At 72.4% G+C, this 19882-nt stretch carries 21 protein-coding genes and 1 pseudogene; 3 read left to right on the top strand and 19 right to left on the bottom strand.

Annotated features, from left to right (window positions below):
- Positions 1-16: 16 nt before the first annotated feature.
- From AMETH_RS13390 to AMETH_RS13345, 10 genes are all read right to left on the bottom strand, one after another.
- The gene (locus tag AMETH_RS13390) at positions 17-640 is read right to left on the bottom strand and encodes a DNA-3-methyladenine glycosylase (protein WP_017981996.1); all 624 of its coding nucleotides are present in this window, start codon (positions 638-640) and stop codon (positions 17-19) included.
- Positions 637-1248 (bottom strand): VOC family protein, encoded by a 612-nt coding sequence (locus AMETH_RS13385; RefSeq protein WP_156131660.1) that lies wholly within the window; start codon positions 1246-1248, stop codon positions 637-639. The genes AMETH_RS13390 and AMETH_RS13385 overlap by 4 nt, the downstream gene beginning before the upstream one ends.
- A complete protein-coding gene (argH, locus tag AMETH_RS13380) occupies positions 1245-2663 on the bottom strand; it encodes an argininosuccinate lyase (RefSeq protein WP_017981994.1) in 1419 nt (472 codons plus the stop codon). The genes AMETH_RS13385 and argH overlap by 4 nt, the downstream gene beginning before the upstream one ends.
- A 20-nt stretch (positions 2664-2683) precedes the next feature.
- The gene (locus tag AMETH_RS13375; protein ID WP_017981993.1) at positions 2684-3187 is read right to left on the bottom strand and encodes an arginine repressor; all 504 of its coding nucleotides are present in this window, start codon (positions 3185-3187) and stop codon (positions 2684-2686) included.
- On the bottom strand, positions 3184-4119 hold the full coding sequence (gene argF, locus AMETH_RS13370; protein ID WP_017981992.1) for an ornithine carbamoyltransferase: 936 nt from the start codon (positions 4117-4119) through the stop codon (positions 3184-3186). Before argF ends, AMETH_RS13375 begins: the two co-directional genes overlap by 4 nt.
- Before the next feature lie 7 nt (positions 4120-4126).
- Positions 4127-5326, bottom strand: a complete 1200-nt coding sequence (locus AMETH_RS13365) for an acetylornithine transaminase (protein ID WP_017981991.1) — start codon at positions 5324-5326, stop codon at positions 4127-4129.
- The gene (gene argB, locus AMETH_RS13360; RefSeq protein ID WP_017981990.1) at positions 5326-6240 is read right to left on the bottom strand and encodes an acetylglutamate kinase; all 915 of its coding nucleotides are present in this window, start codon (positions 6238-6240) and stop codon (positions 5326-5328) included. Before argB ends, AMETH_RS13365 begins: the two co-directional genes overlap by 1 nt.
- A complete protein-coding gene (gene argJ, locus AMETH_RS13355; protein ID WP_017981989.1) occupies positions 6237-7397 on the bottom strand; it encodes a bifunctional glutamate N-acetyltransferase/amino-acid acetyltransferase ArgJ in 1161 nt (386 codons plus the stop codon). Before argJ ends, argB begins: the two co-directional genes overlap by 4 nt.
- On the bottom strand, positions 7394-8422 hold the full coding sequence (gene argC / locus AMETH_RS13350; protein WP_017981988.1) for an N-acetyl-gamma-glutamyl-phosphate reductase: 1029 nt from the start codon (positions 8420-8422) through the stop codon (positions 7394-7396). The genes argJ and argC overlap by 4 nt, the downstream gene beginning before the upstream one ends.
- A gap of 159 nt (positions 8423-8581) precedes the next feature.
- Positions 8582-9070, bottom strand: a complete 489-nt coding sequence (locus tag AMETH_RS13345; protein WP_017981987.1) for a helix-turn-helix domain containing protein — start codon at positions 9068-9070, stop codon at positions 8582-8584.
- A 126-nt stretch (positions 9071-9196) separates the two neighbouring features.
- Here AMETH_RS13345 and AMETH_RS42565 point away from each other — a divergent pair.
- Positions 9197-9424, top strand: a pseudogene (locus AMETH_RS42565) (DUF4240 domain-containing protein); the annotation flags it as partial.
- A 313-nt stretch (positions 9425-9737) separates the two neighbouring features.
- On the opposite strand, the gene AMETH_RS13340 reads toward AMETH_RS42565, so the two are convergent.
- Positions 9738-11324, bottom strand: a complete 1587-nt coding sequence (locus tag AMETH_RS13340; RefSeq protein ID WP_017981986.1) for an alpha/beta hydrolase — start codon at positions 11322-11324, stop codon at positions 9738-9740.
- A gap of 121 nt (positions 11325-11445) precedes the next feature.
- Here AMETH_RS13340 and AMETH_RS13335 point away from each other — a divergent pair, with 121 nt between their 5' ends.
- Positions 11446-12147 (top strand): DNA alkylation repair protein, encoded by a 702-nt coding sequence (locus AMETH_RS13335; protein WP_017981985.1) that lies wholly within the window; start codon positions 11446-11448, stop codon positions 12145-12147.
- Here the strand turns inward: AMETH_RS13335 and pheT are convergent.
- The 6 genes from pheT to infC all read right to left on the bottom strand — a co-directional run bounded on the left by pheT (position 12144) and on the right by infC (position 17999).
- Entirely contained in the window at positions 12144-14663 is a 2520-nt protein-coding gene (gene pheT, locus AMETH_RS13330) for a phenylalanine--tRNA ligase subunit beta (protein ID WP_017981984.1), read from the bottom strand. The two genes, AMETH_RS13335 and pheT, sit on opposite strands and share 4 nt — an antisense overlap.
- Positions 14664-15731: a phenylalanine--tRNA ligase subunit alpha gene (gene pheS / locus AMETH_RS13325; RefSeq protein WP_017981983.1), complete on the bottom strand. Its 1068-nt coding sequence runs from the start codon at positions 15729-15731 to the stop codon at positions 14664-14666. It lies immediately after the preceding gene.
- Positions 15732-15827: 96 nt separating this feature from the next.
- Positions 15828-16646, bottom strand: coding sequence for a TrmH family RNA methyltransferase (locus tag AMETH_RS13320; protein WP_081617700.1), 819 nt, complete (start codon positions 16644-16646; stop codon positions 15828-15830).
- Between the two features lie 14 nt (positions 16647-16660).
- The gene (gene rplT, locus AMETH_RS13315) at positions 16661-17047 is read right to left on the bottom strand and encodes a 50S ribosomal protein L20 (RefSeq protein WP_017981981.1); all 387 of its coding nucleotides are present in this window, start codon (positions 17045-17047) and stop codon (positions 16661-16663) included.
- Between the two features lie 70 nt (positions 17048-17117).
- Positions 17118-17312 carry a 50S ribosomal protein L35 gene (rpmI, locus tag AMETH_RS13310; protein WP_017981980.1) on the bottom strand — a complete coding sequence of 65 codons (195 nt, stop codon included), beginning with the start codon at positions 17310-17312 and terminating at the stop codon, positions 17118-17120.
- A gap of 72 nt (positions 17313-17384) precedes the next feature.
- The gene (infC, locus tag AMETH_RS13305) at positions 17385-17999 is read right to left on the bottom strand and encodes a translation initiation factor IF-3 (protein WP_017981979.1); all 615 of its coding nucleotides are present in this window, start codon (positions 17997-17999) and stop codon (positions 17385-17387) included.
- A gap of 208 nt (positions 18000-18207) precedes the next feature.
- Between infC and AMETH_RS13300 the strand changes: the two genes are divergently transcribed.
- Positions 18208-18576 (top strand): DUF1844 domain-containing protein, encoded by a 369-nt coding sequence (locus tag AMETH_RS13300; RefSeq protein ID WP_017981978.1) that lies wholly within the window; start codon positions 18208-18210, stop codon positions 18574-18576.
- A 93-nt stretch (positions 18577-18669) separates the two neighbouring features.
- Here the strand turns inward: AMETH_RS13300 and AMETH_RS13295 are convergent, their stop codons facing one another.
- Positions 18670-19050: a RidA family protein gene (locus AMETH_RS13295; protein ID WP_017981977.1), complete on the bottom strand. Its 381-nt coding sequence runs from the start codon at positions 19048-19050 to the stop codon at positions 18670-18672.
- Between the two features lie 15 nt (positions 19051-19065).
- Positions 19066-19809, bottom strand: a complete 744-nt coding sequence (locus tag AMETH_RS13290; protein ID WP_017981976.1) for an IclR family transcriptional regulator — start codon at positions 19807-19809, stop codon at positions 19066-19068.
- Positions 19810-19882: the final 73 nt, after the last annotated feature.

Here is a 19882-nt window from a genome sequence, read left to right as displayed (position 1 = left end):
CTACGAGGTCAACGGACTATTTGGCGGGGCGGGCCCGTCCGCCGCGCCGGTAGAGCGACACGGCAGGGGAGTCGTCGATCCAGAACCGCCACGGGGTGTCCATCGCCGCCGCCACCCCGACCCGCGGGCCGGACCGGACGCGCTCGGCGGGCACCTCCTCCCCCGTCAGCAGGCGCACCGGCGAATGCGGGTCCACCAGGTCGGCTCCGTTGTGCTGCGGGCCGATGCCGAGCGCGGAGGTCAGCCGGGCCGGCCCGCGGGCCAGCTCGACGTCCGTGCGCGCGGCCTTGCGCCGGGACCGCGCCACATCGGCCCCCTCGGTGATCTCGGCGGCGCGCAACAGCACCGCTCCCGCCTCGCCGTCCTCCCGGCCGACCACGTTGGCGCAGAAGTGCATGCCGTAGACGAAGTACACGTACAGGTGACCTGCGGGGCCCCACATGACCGTGTTGCGTGCGGTGCGCCCGCGGTAGCAGTGCGACGCGGGATCGTCCTCCCCGCGGTAGGCCTCCACCTCGACCAGCCGCGCGCGCACGACGCCCGCGGGACTCGCGCACTCCAGCACCGAACCGAGCAGGACGCGGGCCAGGTCGACCGGGTCGATCGCCAGCTCCTCGCGTTTGAACAGGCGTCCGGTCATCGCAGCACCACCTGGCCGCCGGGCGTGGCGAGCACCGCCTCCAGCCGCGGGGCGGGGCCGGTGACGACCGTCAGCGCGGCGTCCACCGCGGCGAGCGGGCCCGCGACCAGGCCCGGGTCGGGGTGAACCCCGGTCAGCGACTCCAGCGAGGCGCTCACGGGCAGGTTTTCGCCCGGGTGCGGCGAGTCCTGCCAGTCGATGAGGAACGGCACCACTTCCCCGGCCTCCACGGGAAAGGCCATCGACCAGCTCAGCAGCACGCCGTCCGGCCGCCGTCGCGACATCGGCCGCGGGTCGCCGAACGAGTAGCCGGCGGCGCGCGACCGCACCAGCGCCGCGGCCAGATCCGGCACCCGGACCGCCCAGGCGGCCAGCCGCGGACCGGCCAGGTCGTCGATGCCGAACCAGCGCGGCCCGTCCGGCGCCTCCTGCTCCGGGTCGGGGCCGATGACCTCCAGGTAGGCCCCGTCGCCGAGCCCGGTCAGGTGGTTTCGCGTGCCGCGCCCCGGGTGCGGGCCGCCGGGCACGAGGTCGATCCCGCGCCCGCGCAGGTCCGCCACCGTCCCGGCGAGGTCCGGTGTCGCGTAGACCAGGTGGTCGAGGTTCACCCGATCCACTGCCGGTGGTCGGCGACCCGCGCGACGAGCCGCTCCAGCTGCTCGGCCACGCGTGCCGGGGCGGTGCCGCCGCGGGCGTCGCGGGAAGCCACCGAGCCCTCGACGGTCAGCACCTCCCGCACCCGCGGGGTGAGCGCCGGACTGATCTTCTCCAGCTCCTCGTCGGTGAGCTCGTCGAGGCCCGCGCCGCGCGCCTCGGCCACCCGCACACACTCCCCCGCCGCTTCGTGCGCGACGCGGAACGGCACGCCCTGCCGCACCAGCCACTCGGCGATGTCGGTGGCGAGCGTGAAACCGGCCGGGGCGAGCTCGGCCAGGCGCCCGGTGTGGAAGGTTAGGGTGCCGACCATCCCGGCGATGGCCGGGAACAGCAGCTCCAGCTGCTCGACCGAGTCGAAGACCGGTTCCTTGTCCTCCTGCAGGTCCCGGTTGTAGGCCAGCGGCATGCCCTTGAGCGTGGCGAGCAGGCCGGTCAGGTTGCCGATCAGCCGTCCGGACTTGCCGCGCGTCAGCTCGGCGACGTCGGGGTTCTTCTTCTGCGGCATGATCGAACTGCCGGTCGCCCACGCGTCGTCGAGCGTCACGTAGCCGAACTCGGCGGTGTTCCAGATAATGACCTCTTCGGCGAGGCGGGAGAGGTTCACACCCAGCATGGCCAGCACGAACGCGAACTCGGCGGCGAAGTCGCGGGACGCGGTGCCGTCGATCGAGTTGTCCACGCTGGTGGCGAAACCCAGCTCGGCCGCCACGGCCTCCGGGTCGAGCCCGAGCGACGACCCGGCCAGCGCGCCCGAACCGTAGGGCGACTCGGCCGTGCGGGCGTCCCAGTCGCGCAGCCGGCTCACGTCACGCAGCAGCGACTGCGCGTGCGCGAGCAGGTGGTGCGCCAGCAGCACCGGCTGGGCGTGCTGGAGGTGGGTGCGGCCCGGCAGGATCGCGTCCGGGTGGCGGCGCGCCTGGGCGACCAGGGCGTCGACGACGTCCAGCGTGCCGGCCGCGACGCGCTTGCCCGCGTCGCGCAGCCACATCCGGAACAGGGTGGCGACCTGGTCGTTGCGGGACCGGCCGGCACGTAGCTTGCCACCCAGCTCGGCGCCGGCGCGCTCGATCAGGCCGCGCTCGAGCGCGGTGTGCACGTCCTCGTCGGCGACCGTCGGCGTGAACTCACCCGAGGCGACGTCCGTGGCGAGCGCGTCCAGCGCGGCGAGCATCCGGGTCAGCTCGTCCTCGGTGAGGAGACCGGCCCGGTGCAGCACCCTGGCGTGGGCCCGGGAACCGGCGATGTCGTAGGGCGCCAGCCGCCAGTCGAAGTGGGTCGACGCGCTCAGCGCCGCCATCGCCTCGGCCGGTCCGCTGCTGAAGCGCCCGCCCCAGAGCGCGATCCCCGGTTGGCCGTTGTCTGCCATGTGTTCGTCTCAGCCTTCGCTCATCCGTCGTCGTGCAAGTCCAAAGTAGAGGAACGCCGCGCCAGCGCCGAGAACCGGTCGGCCAGGTCCCGGCCGGTGAGCGGCTCCCTGGCGATCACCGCGACGGTGTCGTCGCCCGCGATCGACCCGACCACCTCCTCCAGCGCGGCCCGGTCGATCGCGCTGGCCAGGAACTGCGCCGCGCCCGGCGGGGTGCGCAGCACCGTCAGGTTCCCGGACGAGTCCACCGACACCATCAGCTCCGCAAGCAGCCGGGACAGCCGCGACGTCCCGCCCTGGACCCCGCGCACCGGGCTGCCGTCCTCGGGGATCACGTACACCGGCGCACCGGAGTCCGCGCCCCGCAGCTTGACCGCGCCCAGCTCGTCGAGGTCCCTGGACAACGTAGCCTGCGTGACCTCGACGCCCTCCGCCGCCAGCAGCTTCGCCAGCTCGGTCTGGCTGCGGATGGCCATCGACGAGACCAGCTCGACGATGCGGGCCTGCCGGGCGGCGCGGTTCATCGTCGCGAAGCCTCCTGCTCCAGGAGCCAGACCAGCAGCGCCTTCTGGGCGTGCAGGCGGTTCTCGGCCTCGTCCCACACCGCGCTGGCCGGGCCGTCGATCACCTCGTCGGTGATCTCCCAGCCGCGGTGGGCGGGCAGGCAGTGCAGCACGATCGCGTCGTCCCCCGCCTCGGCCAGCAGCTCGGTGTTGACCTGCAGCTTCTTGAACGGCGTGACCCGGTCCATGCCGTCGTTCTCCTGGCCCATAGAGGTCCAGGTGTCGGTGACCAGGACATCGGCGCCCTCGACCGCGGCGTGCGGCTCGGTGAACAGGCCGACGCTGCCGCCGGTCTCCGCCGCCCGCTTCTTGGCGTCGGTCACCACGTCGGCGTCCGGCTGAAAGCCCTCCGGCGCCACGACCCGCACGTGCAGGCCCGCGGTGACCCCGCCGAGCAGCAGCGAGTGGGCCATGTTGTTGGCGCCGTCGCCGAGGTAGGTCAGCGTCAGCCCGGCCAGCTTGCCCTTGCGCTCGCGGATGGTCTGCAGGTCCGCCAGCACCTGGCACGGGTGGAACTCGTCGGTGAGGGCGTTGACCACCGGGACCGTGGCGGCCGAGGCCATCGCCACGATGCGCTGCTGGGCGAAGGTGCGCCAGACGACGGCGTCGACGTAGCGCGAGAGCACCCGCGCGGTGTCCTCGATCGTCTCCTCACGGCCGAGCTGCATCGAGCGGCCGTCCACGATGATCGGGTGGCCGCCCAGCTGGGCGATGCCGACCTCGAACGACAGCCGCGTCCGTGTCGAGTTCTTCTCGAACAGCACGGCCACCGACTTCGGGCCGGCCAGTGCCCGGTTCGACAGCGGGTCCTTCTTCAGCTCGGCGGCCAGGTCGAGGACGGCGAGCTGTTCGTCCGGGGTCAGGTCGTCGTCGCGCAGGAAGTGGCGGAGCATCGGGCAGTCAGTCCTTCGTGGTGGTGGTGTCGAGCGCGCCGGGCAGCGCGGCGAGGAAGCCCCCGGCCTGCTCCTGGCTCAGGATCAGGGGCGGGGCCAGCCGGATCGTGTCGGGAGCGACCGGGTTGACCAGGTAGCCCGCGGCCTGGGCGGCCTTGGCGACGGCGGGCGAGACGGGCTCGGCGAGCGTGATGCCGATCAGCAGGCCGGCGCCGCGCACGCCCGTGACCAGCGGGTGGGCCATCTCCTCGACGCCGGCGGCGATGTCCTTGCCCACGCGGGAGACGTGGTCGATCAGGCCGTCGCGGGAGATCGCGCGCAGCACCGCGAGCCCGGCCGCGCAGCAGACCGGGTTCCCGCCGAACGTGGTGCCGTGCTGGCCGGGCTTGAACAACTCGCCCGCCTCGCCGACGCCGATCACCGCGCCCAGCGGCAGGCCGCCGCCGAGGCCCTTGGCCAGGGTGATGACGTCGGGGGTGATCCCGGCCCGCTGGAAGGCGAACCAGTCACCGGTGCGGCCGATGCCGGTCTGCACCTCGTCGAGCACCAGCAGCGCTCCGGCGGCCTTGGTGATCTCTCGCGCGGCCTGCAGGTAGCCGTCGGGCGCGGGAATGACGCCGCCCTCGCCGAGGATCGGCTCGAGGAACACCGCGGCGGTCTCGGCGTCGACGGCCTCGCGCAGGGCGTCCACGTCGCCGAACGGGACGTGCACGACACCCGGGACCAGCGGCTCGAACGGTTGCTTCTTGCCGGGCTGGCCGGTCAGGGACAGGGAGCCCATGGTGCGGCCGTGGAAGGCGCCCTCGCAGGCGATGACCTTGGTGCGGCCGGTCAGCCTGCTGATCTTCAGCGCCGCCTCGTTGGCCTCCGCGCCGGAGTTGACGAACAGGACCTTGCCCTGTCCGGTCAGGCCGGCGACGTCGAGCAGCGCCTCGGCCAGCTCGACGGTCACCGGGTTGACGTAGAGGTTGGAGGTGTGGCCCAGCTTGGTGATCTGCTCGGTCACCGCGGCCACGATGTCCGGGTGGGCGTGACCCAGCGCGTTGACCGCGATGCCGCCGACCAGGTCGACGTACTCGGCGCCGTCGGCGTCCCAGACCCGGGCGCCCTCGCCGCGCACCAGGGTCAGGCCGGGGGTGCCGTAGTTGTCCATGAGCGCGGACTGCCAGTGCTGCCTGCCGTCCGCGTTGGAGGAGAGCTCGTCCATCAGGACTCCTGTTCGGGGAGGACCATGGTGCCGATCCCGCGGGAGGTGAACACCTCGAGCAGGACCGAGTGGGCGATGCGGCCGTCGATCACGTGGGCGCGGCGGGTGCCGCCGCGCACCGCGCGCACGCAGGCCTCCATCTTCGGGATCATGCCGCTGGCCAGGGTCGGCAGCAGCTCCTCGAGCCGGTCCACGCGGATCCGGTCGATCAGCGACGAGCGGTCCGGCCAGTTGGCGTAGAGGCCCTCGACGTCGGTCAGCACGACCAGCTTCTCGGCGTCCAGCGCGGCGGCGAGCGCGCCGGCCGCGGTGTCGGCGTTGACGTTGTGCACCACGCCGTCGGCGTCGGGGGCCACTGTGGACACCACGGGGATGCGGCCCGCGTTGACGATGTCCAGCACCGCGTCCGGGTTGACCGAGGCGACCTCGCCGACCAGGCCGACGTCGACGGACTCGCCGTTCACGGTGGCCTGCTTGCGTTCGGCGGTGAACAGCTGCGCGTCCTCGCCGGAGATGCCGACCGCGTACGGGCCGTGGGCATTGATGAGCCCGACCAGCTCGCGGCTCACCTGCCCGACCAGGACCATGCGGACGATGTCCATGGTCTCGGGGGTGGTGACGCGCAGGCCGCCGCGGAACTCACCTTCGATGCCGAGCCTGCTCAGCATCGCGGTGATCTGCGGGCCACCGCCGTGCACGACGACCGGGCGCAGGCCGGCCAGCCGCAGGAACACCATGTCCTGGGCGAAGGCGCGCTTGAGCTCGTCGTCGATCATCGCGTTGCCGCCGTACTTGACGACGACGGTGGCGCCGTGGAACCGCTGCAGCCACGGCAGGGCCTCGATCAGCACGCCGGCCTTCTCGGCCGCGGTGGCCATCCGGTCGTCGGCCGCGACCAGTTCGGGAGGAGTCATGAGGAGTAGGCGCTGTTCTCTTCGACGTAGGCATGCGACAGGTCGGTGGTGAAGATCGTGGCCTCGCTGGCGCCGACGCCCAGGTCGATCACGATCTCGATGGCGCGGCCGGACAGGTCCGCCGCGCTGCGGTCGGCCGCCGTGGTGCCGTTCGCGAACAACGTGACGCCGTTGATGCTGATCGACAGCGTGCCCGGGTCGATCTCGGCCTGGGCGCGCCCGACGGCCATCGCGACGCGGCCCCAGTTCGGGTCCGAGCCGAACAACGCGGTCTTGACCAGGTTGTCCTCGGCGACGGTGCGGCCGACGTTGATCGCATCCTGCTCGCTGGCCGCGCCGCGCACGACGACGTCGACCTCCTTCGTGACGCCCTCGGAGTCCGCGCGCAGCTGCTGGACGAGGTCCATGCAGGCGGCGGTGAGGACGTCGGTGAACTCGTCCAGGCCCGGCGTGACGCCACTGGCCCCCGAGGCGAGCACGAGGACGGTGTCGTTGGTGGACGTGCCGCCGTCGACGTCGAGGCGGTCGAAGGTGACGCGGGTGGCGGCCCGCAGCGCGGCGTCGAGCGCGTCCGGGTCGACGACCGCGTCGGTGGTGAGGACGGACAGCATCGTGGCCAGGTTCGGGGCTAGCATGCCGGCGCCCTTGGCGAAACCGCCGACGCTCCAGCCACCGTCGTGGCTCCGCAGCGTCTGCTTCGGCTTGGTGTCGGTGGTCATCACGGCGGTGGCGGCGGCCAGCGCCGACTCGCTCGTGGTGTCCAGCGCCTTGACCGCGGCGTCCACACCGGACAGCACGGCGGGCATCGGCAGCCTCTCCCCGATCAGGCCGGTCGAGCACACCGCGACGTCGATCGCGCCGGCCTCCAGCAGCTCGGCGACCTTCTCGGCGGTGGCGTGCGTGTCCTGGAAGCCGCCGGGCCCGGTGGCCGCGTTCGCGCCACCGGAGTTGAGGACGACCGCGCGCAACCGCTTGTGTCGCAGCACTTCCTGGGACCACAGCACCGGCGCCGCCTTGACGACGTTGCGGGTGAAGACCCCCGCCGCCGCCTGCTCGGGCCCGTCGTTGACGACGAGCGCGAGGTCCAGGGCGCCGGATGCCTTGATTCCGGCGGCCACGCCTGCGGCGCGGAACCCCTTCGGTCCGGTCACGGTCACGGTGCGACTCCTACTGTCGGAAGGCCGGTGGTCTCGGGGAGACCGAGTGCGATGTTCATGGACTGGATGGCGCCGCCCGCGGTGCCCTTCGTCAGGTTGTCGATCGCGGCCACGACGACCAGGCGGCCCGCGTCGACGTCCACCGCGACCTGCAGCTGCACGTTGTTCGAGCCCAGCGTCGCCGAGGTGACCGGCCAGCTGCCCTCGGGCAGGACCTGCACGAACGGCTCGGCCTGGTAGGCCTTCTCGTACACCGCGCGCGCCGCCGCCGTGTCGGTCTCGCCCGCCAGCGGCGCGCTCGCCGTGGTGAGGATGCCGCGCGGCATCGGCGCGAGGACCGGCGTGAACGACACGGTCACCGGCACCCCGGCCACGGCGGTCAGGTTCTGCGCGAACTCGGGCGTGTGCCGGTGCGCGCCGCCGACGCCGTACGCGCTCGCCGAGCCCATCACCTCGGAGCCGAGCAGGTGCGGCTTGAGGCTCTTGCCGGCGCCGGACGTGCCCGTCACCGCCGTGATGGTCACCTCCGGCCGCACCAGGCCGGCCGCCAGCGCCGGGGCCAGCGCGAGCGTGCCCCCGGTCGGGAAGCAGCCCGGCACGGCGATCCGCTTGGTGCCGGCCAGCTTCTCGCGCGCGCCCGGCAACTCGGGCAGGCCGTAGGGCCAGGTGCCGGCGTGGTCGCCGCCGTACCAGCGCTGCCAGTCGGCCGCGCTGGCCAGGCGGTGGTCGGCGCCCAGGTCGACGACCAGCACGTCGGGCCCGAGCTGGGCCGCGATCTCCGCTGAATGACCATGCGGCAGCGCGAGGAAGACCACGTCGTGGCCGCCCAGCGTCTCCGCGCTGGTCTCCTGCAGGTTGCGCCCGGCCAGCGGGACCAGGTGGGGCTGGTGCTGACCCAGCGGTGTGCCTGCGCTGCTCGCCGCCGTCACCGCACCGATTTCGACCTCGGGGTGCGCCAGCAGCAGGCGGAGGGCTTCCCCGCCCGCGTACCCGCTCGCCCCGGCCACCGCGACCTTCACCGTCATACGCATGATTATGCATTGCGGCGGAAGATCAATCAAACGAGTTCCGGCAGGGTCACACCGGCCGGGGCGTACGGCGTCAGCGCTCAGCGGTCATCGTCACCTCCGGTGTCCGGCCGATGAGATGGGCTCATGCGAGCGCGCCATCGGGTGGCGTCCTGCTCAGGCCGCATCTCCGCTCCCCTCCGGCACGGCACGCATGCTGGGCGGATCGGGCAGGTACTCGCCGCGGCGTTCCGGATCGCACCCCACCCGCGGCAGGCGCGCCCGGATGCCGCCGGGACTGCGGGCGAGCTCGCGGGCGATGTCCGCGACGCTCTCCCCCGCGATCCACCGCCGCTCGAGTTCCGGCGTCCACGGCTTGCCCTGGCCCGCCGGCCGGTCGCGGCCTCTTCGACCACCCGGATCGGGCAGTGCCGCGTGGTGCCGCAGCGTCTCCGACAGCACCGAGCCGAGAGTCGCCGCCGCACCGGCGGCGACCTCGATCTGGCTGTCGGCCACCGGCTCGCCCTCGGATCCGGCGGCGCCGACCCTGATCACGAGGCGGTCGGCAAGCGCATCACGGCCGCCGCCCGGCACCGCGGTGACTTCGATGGAAAAGGTGGTGTCACCAGCCCGGAGTGTGCTCCGGTGCTCTTCGATGATGTTCATGCCCGGCACGCTAGCGACCCCCACCGACAGTTTTCGGTCACCAAGCGTCGCCGGACGGTCGCGAACCGAAATTGTCGTACCTCCGTCCTAACGTTGTTCACCTCATCGCGGACCACTGGGGGAGACATGAGGAAACACCAGTTCTGGCGCCCGGCGCTGGAGGTCATCCGGTTCCACGACCACTTCCGGCGCTTGCACCTGCGGGCCTGCCGGTGGGACGTGTGGACGGCGTTAGGCCTGGTCCTCAGCGGCGCCGGTGCCGGTCAGCTGCGGGACGGCGTGTGCCGGCTGATGCTGCGGGGGCGGCGCGCGTACCACCGGACGCTGGTGGACCCGGACGTGCTGGCGGGCTACCCGGCCGACCCGCTGGAGATCACCCGATCCGGCGAACTCGCCGGTCTCGCGCTCCGGCTGCTGGCCCCGCCCGGGACCGGCGAGGTGGCCGAGGCGTGCCGGGAGGCCCTCGCGTCCGTCCTGGGCGCGGCCGGTCTGCAGGGGCGCCGCCTGGCGAGCGGCCCGCGCTCGACGCCGCCACGCTCGCGCGCTGCTACCCGCGGCTCACGGCGCGGTACGGGCTCGTGGCCGAGCCGATCCTCGGGCTCGCGCCGGCGAGGACGAGCCGATGATCAGCCTCGAACCGCACCGCGTCGGCCACGTGGACGGGCGGTCAGTGACGCACCGCGGCACGCAGCGCGTCCCGCAGCTCGCCCGGCTGCCCGAACCCTCGGCGATCCGCGCGGGCACCGGACGCGCCCTCCGGCACCGGCTCCGGCAATGGCTCACAGACGGCGTCCGGGCCATCGCCCCTCCGCCGCGGCGGCAACGCCCCCGTGGAGAGGTAGTCCGCGATCCGCTCGTCCACGCACGCGTTGCCGGATAGCGAGCCGGCGTGCGTGGTGCCGCCCGGCTCCGCGATCAGGCTCGACCGCGGGAACCGGCGGCGCACCTCGAGGTTGCCCGCGAACGGGGTCGCCGCATCCAGCTCCTCCCCGATCAGCAGGGCGCCCGCGACACCACGGCCGTCGACGTCGGCCGGCTTGCCCGCAGGCACCGGCCAGGTGCGGCACGGCGCGTTGTACCAGGCGTTGCCCCACGTCTCGAACGGCGCCTTCGCGTGGGTGATCCAGTTGTCCACCTTCCACGTGGTCCAGTTCCGCGGCCAGGGCGCGTCGGTGCACTGCACCGCGTTGTAGACGGCGAACCCGTTGTCGTCGCCGGGCGAGTTCGTCTTGTCGTAGCGGGTCTTGAGCGTCTGCCAGTCGCGCCGGTGCACCCAGCCCGCGAAGGCCTCGGCCAGGTCCGTCCAGGTCGACTGGTAGTAGCCGGCCTGCAGGAAGATGTCGGTCCACTCGGCCGGGCCGATCACGCCGCCCGCCGGCGCCTGGGTCAGCTCACGTTGCTGGGCGTACCACAGGTCCTCGACGGCCTTGCCCGTCGTGCCCAGGTGGTAGACGTCGTCGTGGCGGGCGATCCAGTCGAAGTAGATCTTGATGTTGCGGTCGAAGGCCACGTCCTGGTCGAGGTTGGCCTGGTAGAACACCTTGCGCGGGTCGACGTTGCTGTCCAGCACCATCCGCCGGACCCGCTGCGGGTACAGCGAGGCGTACACCTGGCCGAGGTAGGTGCCGTAGGAGAAGCCGTAGTAGTTGATCTGCTCGGCCCCCAGTGCCTTGCGCAGGCTGTCGAGGTCCTGGGCGACGTCGGTGGTGTGCAGGTGCCCCAGCAGCGGGCCGTTCTTCTCGCACGCCGCAGCGTAGTCGCGGGAGCGCTGCAGCCAGGTGCGCTCCAGGTCCGGTGTGGACGGCACGTAGGCCGGGCGGCGGTAGGCGAAGTGCTCCGGGTCGCAGGACAGCGCCGGCCTGCTGGCCCCGACGCCGCGCGGGTCGAAGCCGATCCAGTCGTAGGACGCTCCCGCGTCCTTCGGCACCGCGCGGCCGATGGCCGACAGACCAAGCCCGGAGCCGCCGGGACCGCCGGGGTTGACGAGCATCACGCCCTGGTAGTCGGCGCTCGTGTGGCGGACGCGCGAGACGGCGAGCGAGATCTTCGCGCCGGCGGGATCCCGGTAGTCCAGCGGCACGTCGAGGAAACCGCATTCGGCGCCGGCGCGGGCCAGGCCGTCCGATCCGCACGCGCCCCAGCTGATCGGGTCAGGCGTGAACTCGGCGGGCGGCGGTGCGGCGGCCGCGGGCACCGCCACCAGGCAACTCGCCAGCGCACCGGCCGCGAGGATCGCGGGCACGAGCTTGCTCACAGTGCTCCTTCTCGTCGACTGCGCGGTCAGAACCTCACGACAAGATCGTGGATCAGGGCGCTTTCCGCCAGCCGACTCGCGGCGGGATCCTCGATGCCACCCGACGGGGAAGGAACCGCGGATGGACGAAGTGGACGAACTGGTCCAGGCGGCGCGCTCGGGCCTGGCGGAGCTGGCCGATCCGGTGCGGGCGGCGCACATGCGCCGGTACCTGAAATCCGCGATGGACTTCCGGGGCGTGTACAAACCGGAGCGAGTCAAGCTGGCGCGGCGAGTGTTCGGGGAGCATCCGCTGCCGGACCGGGACTCGTTCGTCGCGGCGGTCCTGGCGCTGTGGCGGGAGGCCGCCTTCCGGGAGGAGCGTTACCTGGCGATCGACCTCACCGGGCACCGGGCCTATGCACGGTGGCAGGACCACTCGCTGATGCCGCTCTACGAGGAGATGATCGTCACGGGAGCGTGGTGGGACTACGTGGACGACGTCGCCATCCACCGCGTCGGGTCGCTCCTGCGGGCCGACCGCGAGCGGATGACGCCGGTGCTGCGGCGCTGGGCGCACGACGAGGACCGGTGGCGGCGCCGGACGGCGGTGATCTGCCAGGTGACCGCCAAGGCGGACACCGACCGCGACCTGTTGACCGCGGCGATCGAGGCCAACCAGGACGACCAGGACTTCTTCCTGCGCAAGGGAATCGGCTGGGCGTTGCGCGACTACGCGCGCACGGAGCCGGACTGGGTGCGCGCCTTCGTCGAGGCGCATCCCGCACTGTCGCCGTTGTCAGTGCGGGAAGCGCTCAAACACCTCGGCGGTGGACAGCCCTAGGCGCGCAGCTCCGCGCCGTAGCGCGAGGCCGCTTCGGCGACGGCGGCGTCGCGCGCCTGCGTCGCCTCCTCCACGGTGAGCGTGCGGTCCGGGGCGCGGAAGCGCAGCTTGTAGGCCAGCGACCGCTTGCCCTCGCCGACCTGGTCGCCGGTGTAGACGTCGAACAGCGAGGTGTCCTCGAGCAGGTCGCCGCCGCCGGCCACCAGGGCCTCGGCGAGATCCGCGGCGGGCACCTTCGCGTCCACCACCAGCGCGACGTCGAGCAGCACCGGCGGGTACGGCGAGATCACCGGGGCCGGCCTGCGGTCCCGCAGCGGGATCGCGTCCAGGTCCAGTTCCATCGCCACGGTCCGCTTGGGCAGGCCGAGCGCCTCGATCACCTTGGGGTGCAGCTCACCGGCGTGCCCCACCGGCCAGTCGCCGACGAGCAGCTCCGCGCAGCGGCCGGGGTGCCACGGCGCGAGCTCGGCGTTGCGCACCCGCAGCTCGACACCGGCGGCCTGGCCGACAAGGCGCGCGGCCTGGACGGCGTCGGCCCACCCGGCCTGCTCGCCCTTGCCCCACCAGCCGGCCTGCTCGCGCTGGCCGGCCAGCACGACGGCGACATGCTGCGGCTGGGCGGGCACCGCCGCCTCCAGCTGCGCCAGGTCCTCGTCCGACGGGCGACCGCCGACCCCGAGCTCCGGCATCGGCACGGGGCTCGCGCCGGGCAGCACGACCTGTCCGATGTGGAACAACGCGAGGTCCTTGAAGCCGCGGGAAGCGTTGCGCTGCAACGTCTCCAGCAGACCGGGCAGCAGGGTCGTCGCCAGCCGGTCCTTGTCCGCCTCCAGCGGGTTCTGCACCTGCACCGTCTTGCGGCGCACGTCGTCGGCGGGCAGGCCGAACGCGTCCCACACCGTCTCGCCCACGAACGGGAACGGCTGGACCTCGACGTAACCCGCCTCGGCCAGCGCACGCGACACGGTGCGACGGCGGCGCTGCGCGGCGGTCAGACCGGTGCCTGCCGGGGCAGCGGGCAGCACCGACGGGATGCTGTCGTAACCCTCGAGCCGCAGCACCTCCTCGACGAGGTCGGCCGGCTGCTTCAGGTCGCCACGCCAGCTCGGCGGCGTCGCGGTCACCGTCGCGACACCGTCGTCGCCCGCGCCGACCGTGACCTTGCAGCCGACCTGGTTCAGCCGCCGGACGGTGACGCCACGCTCGTAGCGCACACCGGCGATCTGGTCGGGCAGGCTGATCGGCATCGTGATGGGCGACGGCGGTTCGACGGAGCCGACGTCGGTGCGGCCGGGCTGGATGCTGCCGTCGCCGTAGGTGCGCAGAAGGCGGGAGGCCCGCTCCACCGCGGCCGCGCAGACCTGCGGGTCGGTGAACCGCTCAAACCGCTTCGCGGCCTCGGAGAACAGCTTGTGGCGCCGCGCGGTGCGGCTGATCGACGGCGGGTCCCAGTGGGCACCCTCGATCAGGACGTCGGTGCTCTCGGTGCTGATCTCGGTGCTCGCGCCGCCCATCGTGCCCGCCAGCGACACCGGGCCGCGCTCGTCGGCGATCACGACGTCGTCGGCGTCGAGCGTGCGCTCCACGTCGTCGAGGGTGGTGAGCTTCTCCCCCGGCTTCGCGCGGCGGACGACCAGACCGCCCTGCAGCGACGCGGTGTCCCACGCGTGCAGCGGCTGGCCCAGCTCGAGCATGACGTAGTTGGTGACGTCCACGGCCAGCGAGATCGACCGGATCCCGGCGAGCAGCAGGCGGCGGCGCATCCACCACGGGGTCGGGGCGCCGGCGTCCAGGCTGGTCACCCGGCGCACCACGAACCGGTCACAGCCGGTGGGGTCCTCGATCTCGACCGGCCACGCCTCGCCCTCGGCCGGGGGCAGTTCGAGCGCGGCCGGGTCGCCGAAGGGCACGTCCAGCGCGGCGGCCAGCTCGCGCGCCAGCCCGCGGACCGACAGGGCGTAGCCGCGGTCGGGGGTCGGCGTCAGCTCCAGGACGGTGTCGCCGAGGCCGAGCACCTCGTGGCCGGAGTCGCCGGGGCTGGCCGTCGACGGCGGGAGCACCAGGATGCCGGTGTGGTCATCGCCCAGGCCCAGCTCGCGGGCCGAGCAGATCATGCCGTCGCTGACGCGGCCGTAGGTCTTGCGCGAGCCGATCTCGAACGGTCCAGGCAGCACGGTGCCGGGCAGCGCCACGACGACCAGGTCGCCCTCAGCGAAGTTGGTGGCGCCGCAGACGATGCCGCGGGTGCGGATGCCGGACGGGCCCTCGTCGTCGGCGGGCTCGTCCTCGGATGCCTCCTCGCCGACATCGACCCGGCAGAACCGGATCGGCTTCTTGAAGCCGGTCAGCTCCTCGATCTCGGCGACGCGGCCGACCACCAGCGGCCCGGTGACCTGGTCCAGCGGCCGGACCTCGTCGACCTCGATGCCGATGCGGACGAAGGCCTCGGCCAGCTCCTGCGGTCCGACCTCGCCGGCATCCAGATGCTCGAGCAGCCAGCTGACGGGGACTCGCACTTAGGCCTCCGTTCCGAAGGGAAGGGTGAAGCGGACATCGCCCTCGACGATGTCGCGCATGTCGGGGATGCCGTTGCGGAACTGCAGGGTCCGCTCGATGCCCATGCCGAACGCGAAGCCGGAGTAGACCTCCGGGTCGACGCCGCAGGCACGCAGCACGTTCGGGTGCACCATGCCGCAACCACCCCACTCGACCCAGCCGGGGCCGCCCGCCTTCTCCTCGAACCAGACGTCGACCTCGGCGGAGGGCTCGGTGAACGGAAAGAAGTGCGGGCGCAGCCGGGTCCTGGACCTCTCGCCGAACATGGCGCGGGCGAAGGCGTCCAGGGTGCCCTTGAGGTGCGCCATGGTGATGCCCTTGTCCACCGCGAGGCCCTCGACCTGCGAGAACACCGGCGTGTGGGTCGCGTCCAGCTCGTCGGTCCGGTAGGTGCGGCCGGGGCAGACTACGTACACCGGCAGGTCGCGGTGCAGCAGCGTGCGGGCCTGCACCGGCGAGGTGTGCGTGCGCAGCACCAGGCCGGAGCCCGGCTCACCGGCGTAGAAGGTGTCCTGCATCTGCCGGGCGGGGTGGTCCTTGGCGAAGTTGAGGGCGTCGAAGTTGAACCACTCGGCTTCCAGCTCGGGCCCCTCGGCGACCTCCCAGCCCATGGCGACGAAGACGTCGGCGATCCGCTCGCTCACCGTCGTGAGCGGGTGCCGGGCGCCGCGCGGGATCCGGTCCCACGGCAGCGTGACGTCGACGGCCTCCTCGCGCAGGACGCGCTCGTCCCGCTCGGCCAGCAGCGTGGCCCGCCGGGCGTCGAACGCGCCCTGGATGGCCTGGCGCGCCTCGTTGACCCGCTTGCCGACCTCGGCCTTCTCCTGCTTGGACAGGGAACCGATGGCGCGGCGGGCGAGCATCAGCGGCGAGTGGTCACCCAGGTGGGCCGGCTTCACCGCGGCCAGGGCGTCCAGATCGCCTGCGGCCTGGAACTCGGCCTCGGCATGCTTCACCGCCGCCCCCAGGGTCTCGGGCGAGGTGGCCTCGGCCGGGGTCGGGTCCTGCTTCTCGGTGGCTCCGGACATAACTCCTCGGTGTCCGCTGGACGGGATCCGCCGTGCGACACGCACACGTGACGATTACCGGTGGATTCTAGGCGATCGCGATCCGGGACCGGCGCGTCACCCGGCCGGACGACGGGCCGCCATCGCGCTGGTGTAGAGGCACACGGCGGCCGCCGTGGCCAGGTTGAGGCTCTCAGCCGCGCCGTAGAGCGGAATCCGCACGGGCAGGTCGACGGCGGCGAGGACCTCGGGCGAGAGCCCGTGGGCCTCGTTGCCGAAGACCCAGGCGGTGGGCGCGGCGGCGTCGACCGATCCCAGCTCGGTCTCGGCGTAGCCGTGGGCGCCGAGCAGGCACAGCCCGGCCTCGCGGCAGGCGGCGAGCGCCGTGGCGGTGTCGCGCACCCGCGCGAGAGGGAGGTGGAAGAGACTGCCCGCGGAGGCGCGGACGCATTTGCCGTTGTGCGGGTCGACGCTGTCGCCGGTGAGGATGACCGCGTCGGCGCCCGCCGCGTCGGCGACCCGGATGACGGTGCCCGCATTGCCGGGATCGGCCACACCGTCGAGCACGGCGACCAGCCGGGCGGTGCTGCCGAGCAGTCCATCGAGGGGCCGGTCGAGCAGTGCGCAGACGGCGACGATCCCTTGCGGCGTCACGGTTTCCGACAACCCGGCCGCGGCGCGGTCGGTGATCGGCGAGACCCGCACGCCCGCTTCGGCCGCGGCGTTGACCAGGTCCGGGTGTGCCTGCGCGGCGCGGTCGGTGACGAACAGCTCGTGCACCGCGCCGGGATCGCGGGCCAGTGCCGCGCCGACGGCGTTGGCGCCTTCGGCGAGGAACCGGCCGGTCTTGTCGCGCTCGGCGCGGCGCGTGAGGCGCCGCGCAGCAACGACCCGGGGGGTCCGTTCGGTGAACGGAGCCGCCCCGGGCCTGGTCAGATCGGTGTGCTCGCTCAGGCCGACTTCTTCTCGTCGCTCGGCCCGGTCGTCACGTTCTGCTTCGCCAGCTCGGCCAGCGCGGTGAACGCCGCGGGGTCGTTGACGGCGAGGTCGGCGAGGATCTTGCGGTCGACCTCGACACCAGCGGCCTTGAGGCCCTGGATGAAGCGGTTGTAGGTCACGCCGTTCTGGCGGGCGGCCGCGTTGATGCGGGTGATCCACAGCTGGCGGAAGTCACCCTTGCGGGCACGGCGGTCCCGGTAGGCGTAGTTGAGCGAGTGGAGCATCTGCTCCTTCGCCTTGCGGTACAGCCGCGAGCGCTGGCCGCGGTAACCGCTGGCCAGTTCGAGAGTTGCGCGACGCTTCTTCTGGGCGTTGACCGCCCGCTTGACGCGTGCCACGGGTCCGTCCTGTCGATCTCAGGGGGCGCGGTCGGCGCCCCGGGGGGTTTACGGCGGAAGAGGAGAGGCGTCAGCGGCCGAGGAGCCGCTTGACCCGGCTGACGTCGTTCTTGGCGACCTCGCCGGTGCCCTCCAGGCGGCGGGTGACGCGGCTCGACTTCTTCTCCATCAGGTGGCGACGGCCGGCCTTCTGGCGGCGAAGCTTGCCGCTGCCGGTGACCCGAATCCGCTTCGAGGTCCCGCTGTGCGTCTTCATCTTCGGCATTGAGTGCTCTCTTTCATGGTGCAGCACACCGGAGATCCGGTGTGCTGCGAACTGCGTCGGTCGCGGCGCCCGTCAGGAGTCGACGGGTTCCTTGGCGGCCTTCTGCTTGGGCTTGGCGTTCTTGTGCGGAGCCAGCACCATGATCATGTTGCGGCCGTCCTGCTTCGGGGACGCCTCCACGTAACCGAGCTCGGCCACGTCCTCGGAGAGCTTCTGCAGCAGCCGGAAACCCAGCTCCGGCCTCGACTGCTCACGACCGCGGAACATGATGGTCACCTTGACCTTGTTCCCCGCGGCGAGGAAGCGGGACACGTGCCCCTTCTTCGTCTCGTAGTCGTGCTGGTCGATCTTCGGGCGCAGCTTCTGCTCTTTGATGACGGTGAGCTGCTGGTTACGGCGTGACTCGCGGGCCTTCTGCGCGCTCTCGTACTTGAACTTGCCGAAGTCCATGAGCTTGCAGACCGGCGGGCGCGCCTGCGGGGCGACCTCGACGAGGTCGAGATCCGCTTCCTGGGCGAGCCTGAGCGCATCCTCGATCCGGACGATGCCGACCTGTTCGCCGTTCGGTCCGACGAGCCGGACCTCGGGAACGCGGATGCGTTCGTTGATGCGTGTCTCGGCGCTGATGTGGCCTCCTTGGTCCGAGGTGTGTTGTCTAGCCTGCTCGACCTGGTGCCCACATACCACGGGCCCCGTCCCTGACCTCTCGGCCGGGATGCGGGGCCCTGCTTTCCGATCACGTCCGACGGCTACGACGAACGTTCCGCCGCCCACAGACAATGCCCATGGGCGGGACCGGACCCGGCCGCCTCGTGCGGCGACTCGGGTGGGAGCGGGGCTCCACTTGCCGCCCCCGATTCCTCGGGGACTGGTCGCACGTGGAAGGGTACCAGACGTGCTTGACGATGGTTCCAACGCGCCCGACCCGGGCGATATTTCCCCGCCCGTCCGCGACCTGCAGGACATCCCCAGCGTCGAGGTCATCAGCAGGGCCGCGGTGATGCTGCTGTCCGCGGCGGCCGAGCGGCTCGGGCTCGCCGACGAGGACCCGGACACCAGCCCGCACCGCGACCTCGACGAGGCCCGCAGGCTGATCACCGCGCTGGCCGGCCTGGTCACCGCCTCGGCCGAATACCTCGGCGTGCACGCCGCTCCCCTGCGGGACGGGCTGCAGTCGCTGCAGAAGGCGTTCCGGGAGGCCTCGGCCGTGCCGGACGCGCCGGGCGAGGGCCCGGGCGAGAAGTACACCGGCCCCGTCCACTGACGAGACGGCCCGCAGAACGACGACGTCGGCGGAAACGACCGGCAGGGACTCCCTGCCGGTCGTTTTCACATCGGCCTCGAAGCGGCCGGGAAATCAGTCCACCACTGCCAGCAGGTCGATCTCCACCAGCAGCCCCTTCGGCAGCCCGACGTACACCGTGGTGCGGGCCGGGTACGGCTCGGGGATGAGCTGGTTGTAGACCTCGTTGAACTCGGCGAAGTGGCCGGTGTCCGTGAGGTACGCGCGGACCATCACGACGTCCTCCCAGCCGGCGCCGGCCTCGGTGAGCACCGCCTCCAGGTTCCGGAACACCTGGCGCGTCTGCTCACCCACGGAGTCGCCGACGACCTCACCGGTCTTCGGGTCGAACGCGACCTGCCCGGCCAGCTGGAGGATGTTGCCCTTGCGCACCGCCGGTGAGTAGTTCGCCGCGGCCTTGGGGGCGTTCTCCGTGGTGATCGCGACCTTCGCCATGTAGGGGTTCCTTCCTCATCGGGTCCACCCGTTGTGGGTGGACGCGTCCTCGGCGGCGGCCCGCAGGTCCGGCAACAGCGCCAGCAGGCCGTCGTAGTCCAGCAGCACCTTCGGCACCGACAGGGACACCGCCGCGAGCACCGCCCCGCCCGGGCCGCGCACCGGCGCGGCCACGCAGTGGATGAAGTCCTCGTGCTCGGCGTTGTCCACCGCGTACCCGCGCTCCGCGACCCGCGCGAGCTCGGCCAGGTACTCCTCGGCCGTGGTGATCGTGTTCGCGGTCAGCCGCGGGTAGTCCAGGCCGCGCGCGACCTTCAACCGCTGGGCCTCCGGCAGTGCGGCCACCAGGACCTTGCCGACCGCCGTGCAGTGCAGCGGCGCGCGCTTGCCCACGCGCGAGTACATCCGCACGCTATGCCTGCCCTCGTACTTGTCGACGTAGACGACCTCGCCGTCCTCGTAGGTGGCCAGGTGCACGGTGTGCCCGGTGCGGTCGTTGAGCGCGGCCAGCGCGGGCGCGGACTCGCGCCGCACGTCCCGGCCCTCCAGCGCGCGGTTGGCCAGGTCGAACAGGGCGCTGCCGAGCCGGTAGTGCCGCGCGCCCTCGCGCTGCACGAAGTGCTGCGCCTCCAGGGTGCGCAGCAGCCGCAGCACCGTCGACTTGTGCACGCCGAGCGCGTCGGCGAGCTCGTCCAGGGTGCTCGCGCCGCCGGCGAGCGCGGTCAGCAGGCTCAGCCCGCGATCAAGACTCTGGCTCACGTTCGCTCCATTGACCTGCCACGAACCGGATGCTACACCTATCGCATTCATTTTGCGCAACGTGCGTTGCACA

It is taken from the genome of Amycolatopsis methanolica 239 (assembly GCF_000739085.1).
Lineage (GTDB): Bacteria > Actinomycetota > Actinomycetes > Mycobacteriales > Pseudonocardiaceae > Amycolatopsis_E > Amycolatopsis_E methanolica.
The sequence above is the reverse complement of the archived record's forward strand: the minus strand, read 5'-3'. Positions and strand labels throughout refer to the sequence as shown.

Excerpts from the sequence above, each read along its gene's own strand:
- AMETH_RS13390 (WP_017981996.1), bottom strand. The coding sequence starts at position 640 with ATGACCGGACGCCTGTTCAAACGCGAGGAGCTGGCGATCGACCCGGTC.
- argH (WP_017981994.1), bottom strand. The coding sequence starts at position 2,663 with ATGGCAGACAACGGCCAACCGGGGATCGCGCTCTGGGGCGGGCGCTTC.
- AMETH_RS13375 (WP_017981993.1), bottom strand. The coding sequence starts at position 3,187 with ATGAACCGCGCCGCCCGGCAGGCCCGCATCGTCGAGCTGGTCTCGTCG.
- argF (WP_017981992.1), bottom strand. The coding sequence starts at position 4,119 with ATGCTCCGCCACTTCCTGCGCGACGACGACCTGACCCCGGACGAACAG.
- AMETH_RS13365 (WP_017981991.1), bottom strand. The coding sequence starts at position 5,326 with ATGGACGAGCTCTCCTCCAACGCGGACGGCAGGCAGCACTGGCAGTCC.
- argB (WP_017981990.1), bottom strand. The coding sequence starts at position 6,240 with ATGACTCCTCCCGAACTGGTCGCGGCCGACGACCGGATGGCCACCGCG.
- argC (WP_017981988.1), bottom strand. The coding sequence starts at position 8,422 with ATGACGGTGAAGGTCGCGGTGGCCGGGGCGAGCGGGTACGCGGGCGGG.
- AMETH_RS13345 (WP_017981987.1), bottom strand. The coding sequence starts at position 9,070 with ATGAACATCATCGAAGAGCACCGGAGCACACTCCGGGCTGGTGACACC.
- AMETH_RS13335 (WP_017981985.1), top strand. The coding sequence starts at position 11,446 with ATGGACGAAGTGGACGAACTGGTCCAGGCGGCGCGCTCGGGCCTGGCG.
- pheS (WP_017981983.1), bottom strand. The coding sequence starts at position 15,731 with ATGTCCGGAGCCACCGAGAAGCAGGACCCGACCCCGGCCGAGGCCACC.
- rpmI (WP_017981980.1), bottom strand. The coding sequence starts at position 17,312 with ATGCCGAAGATGAAGACGCACAGCGGGACCTCGAAGCGGATTCGGGTC.
- AMETH_RS13295 (WP_017981977.1), bottom strand. The coding sequence starts at position 19,050 with ATGGCGAAGGTCGCGATCACCACGGAGAACGCCCCCAAGGCCGCGGCG.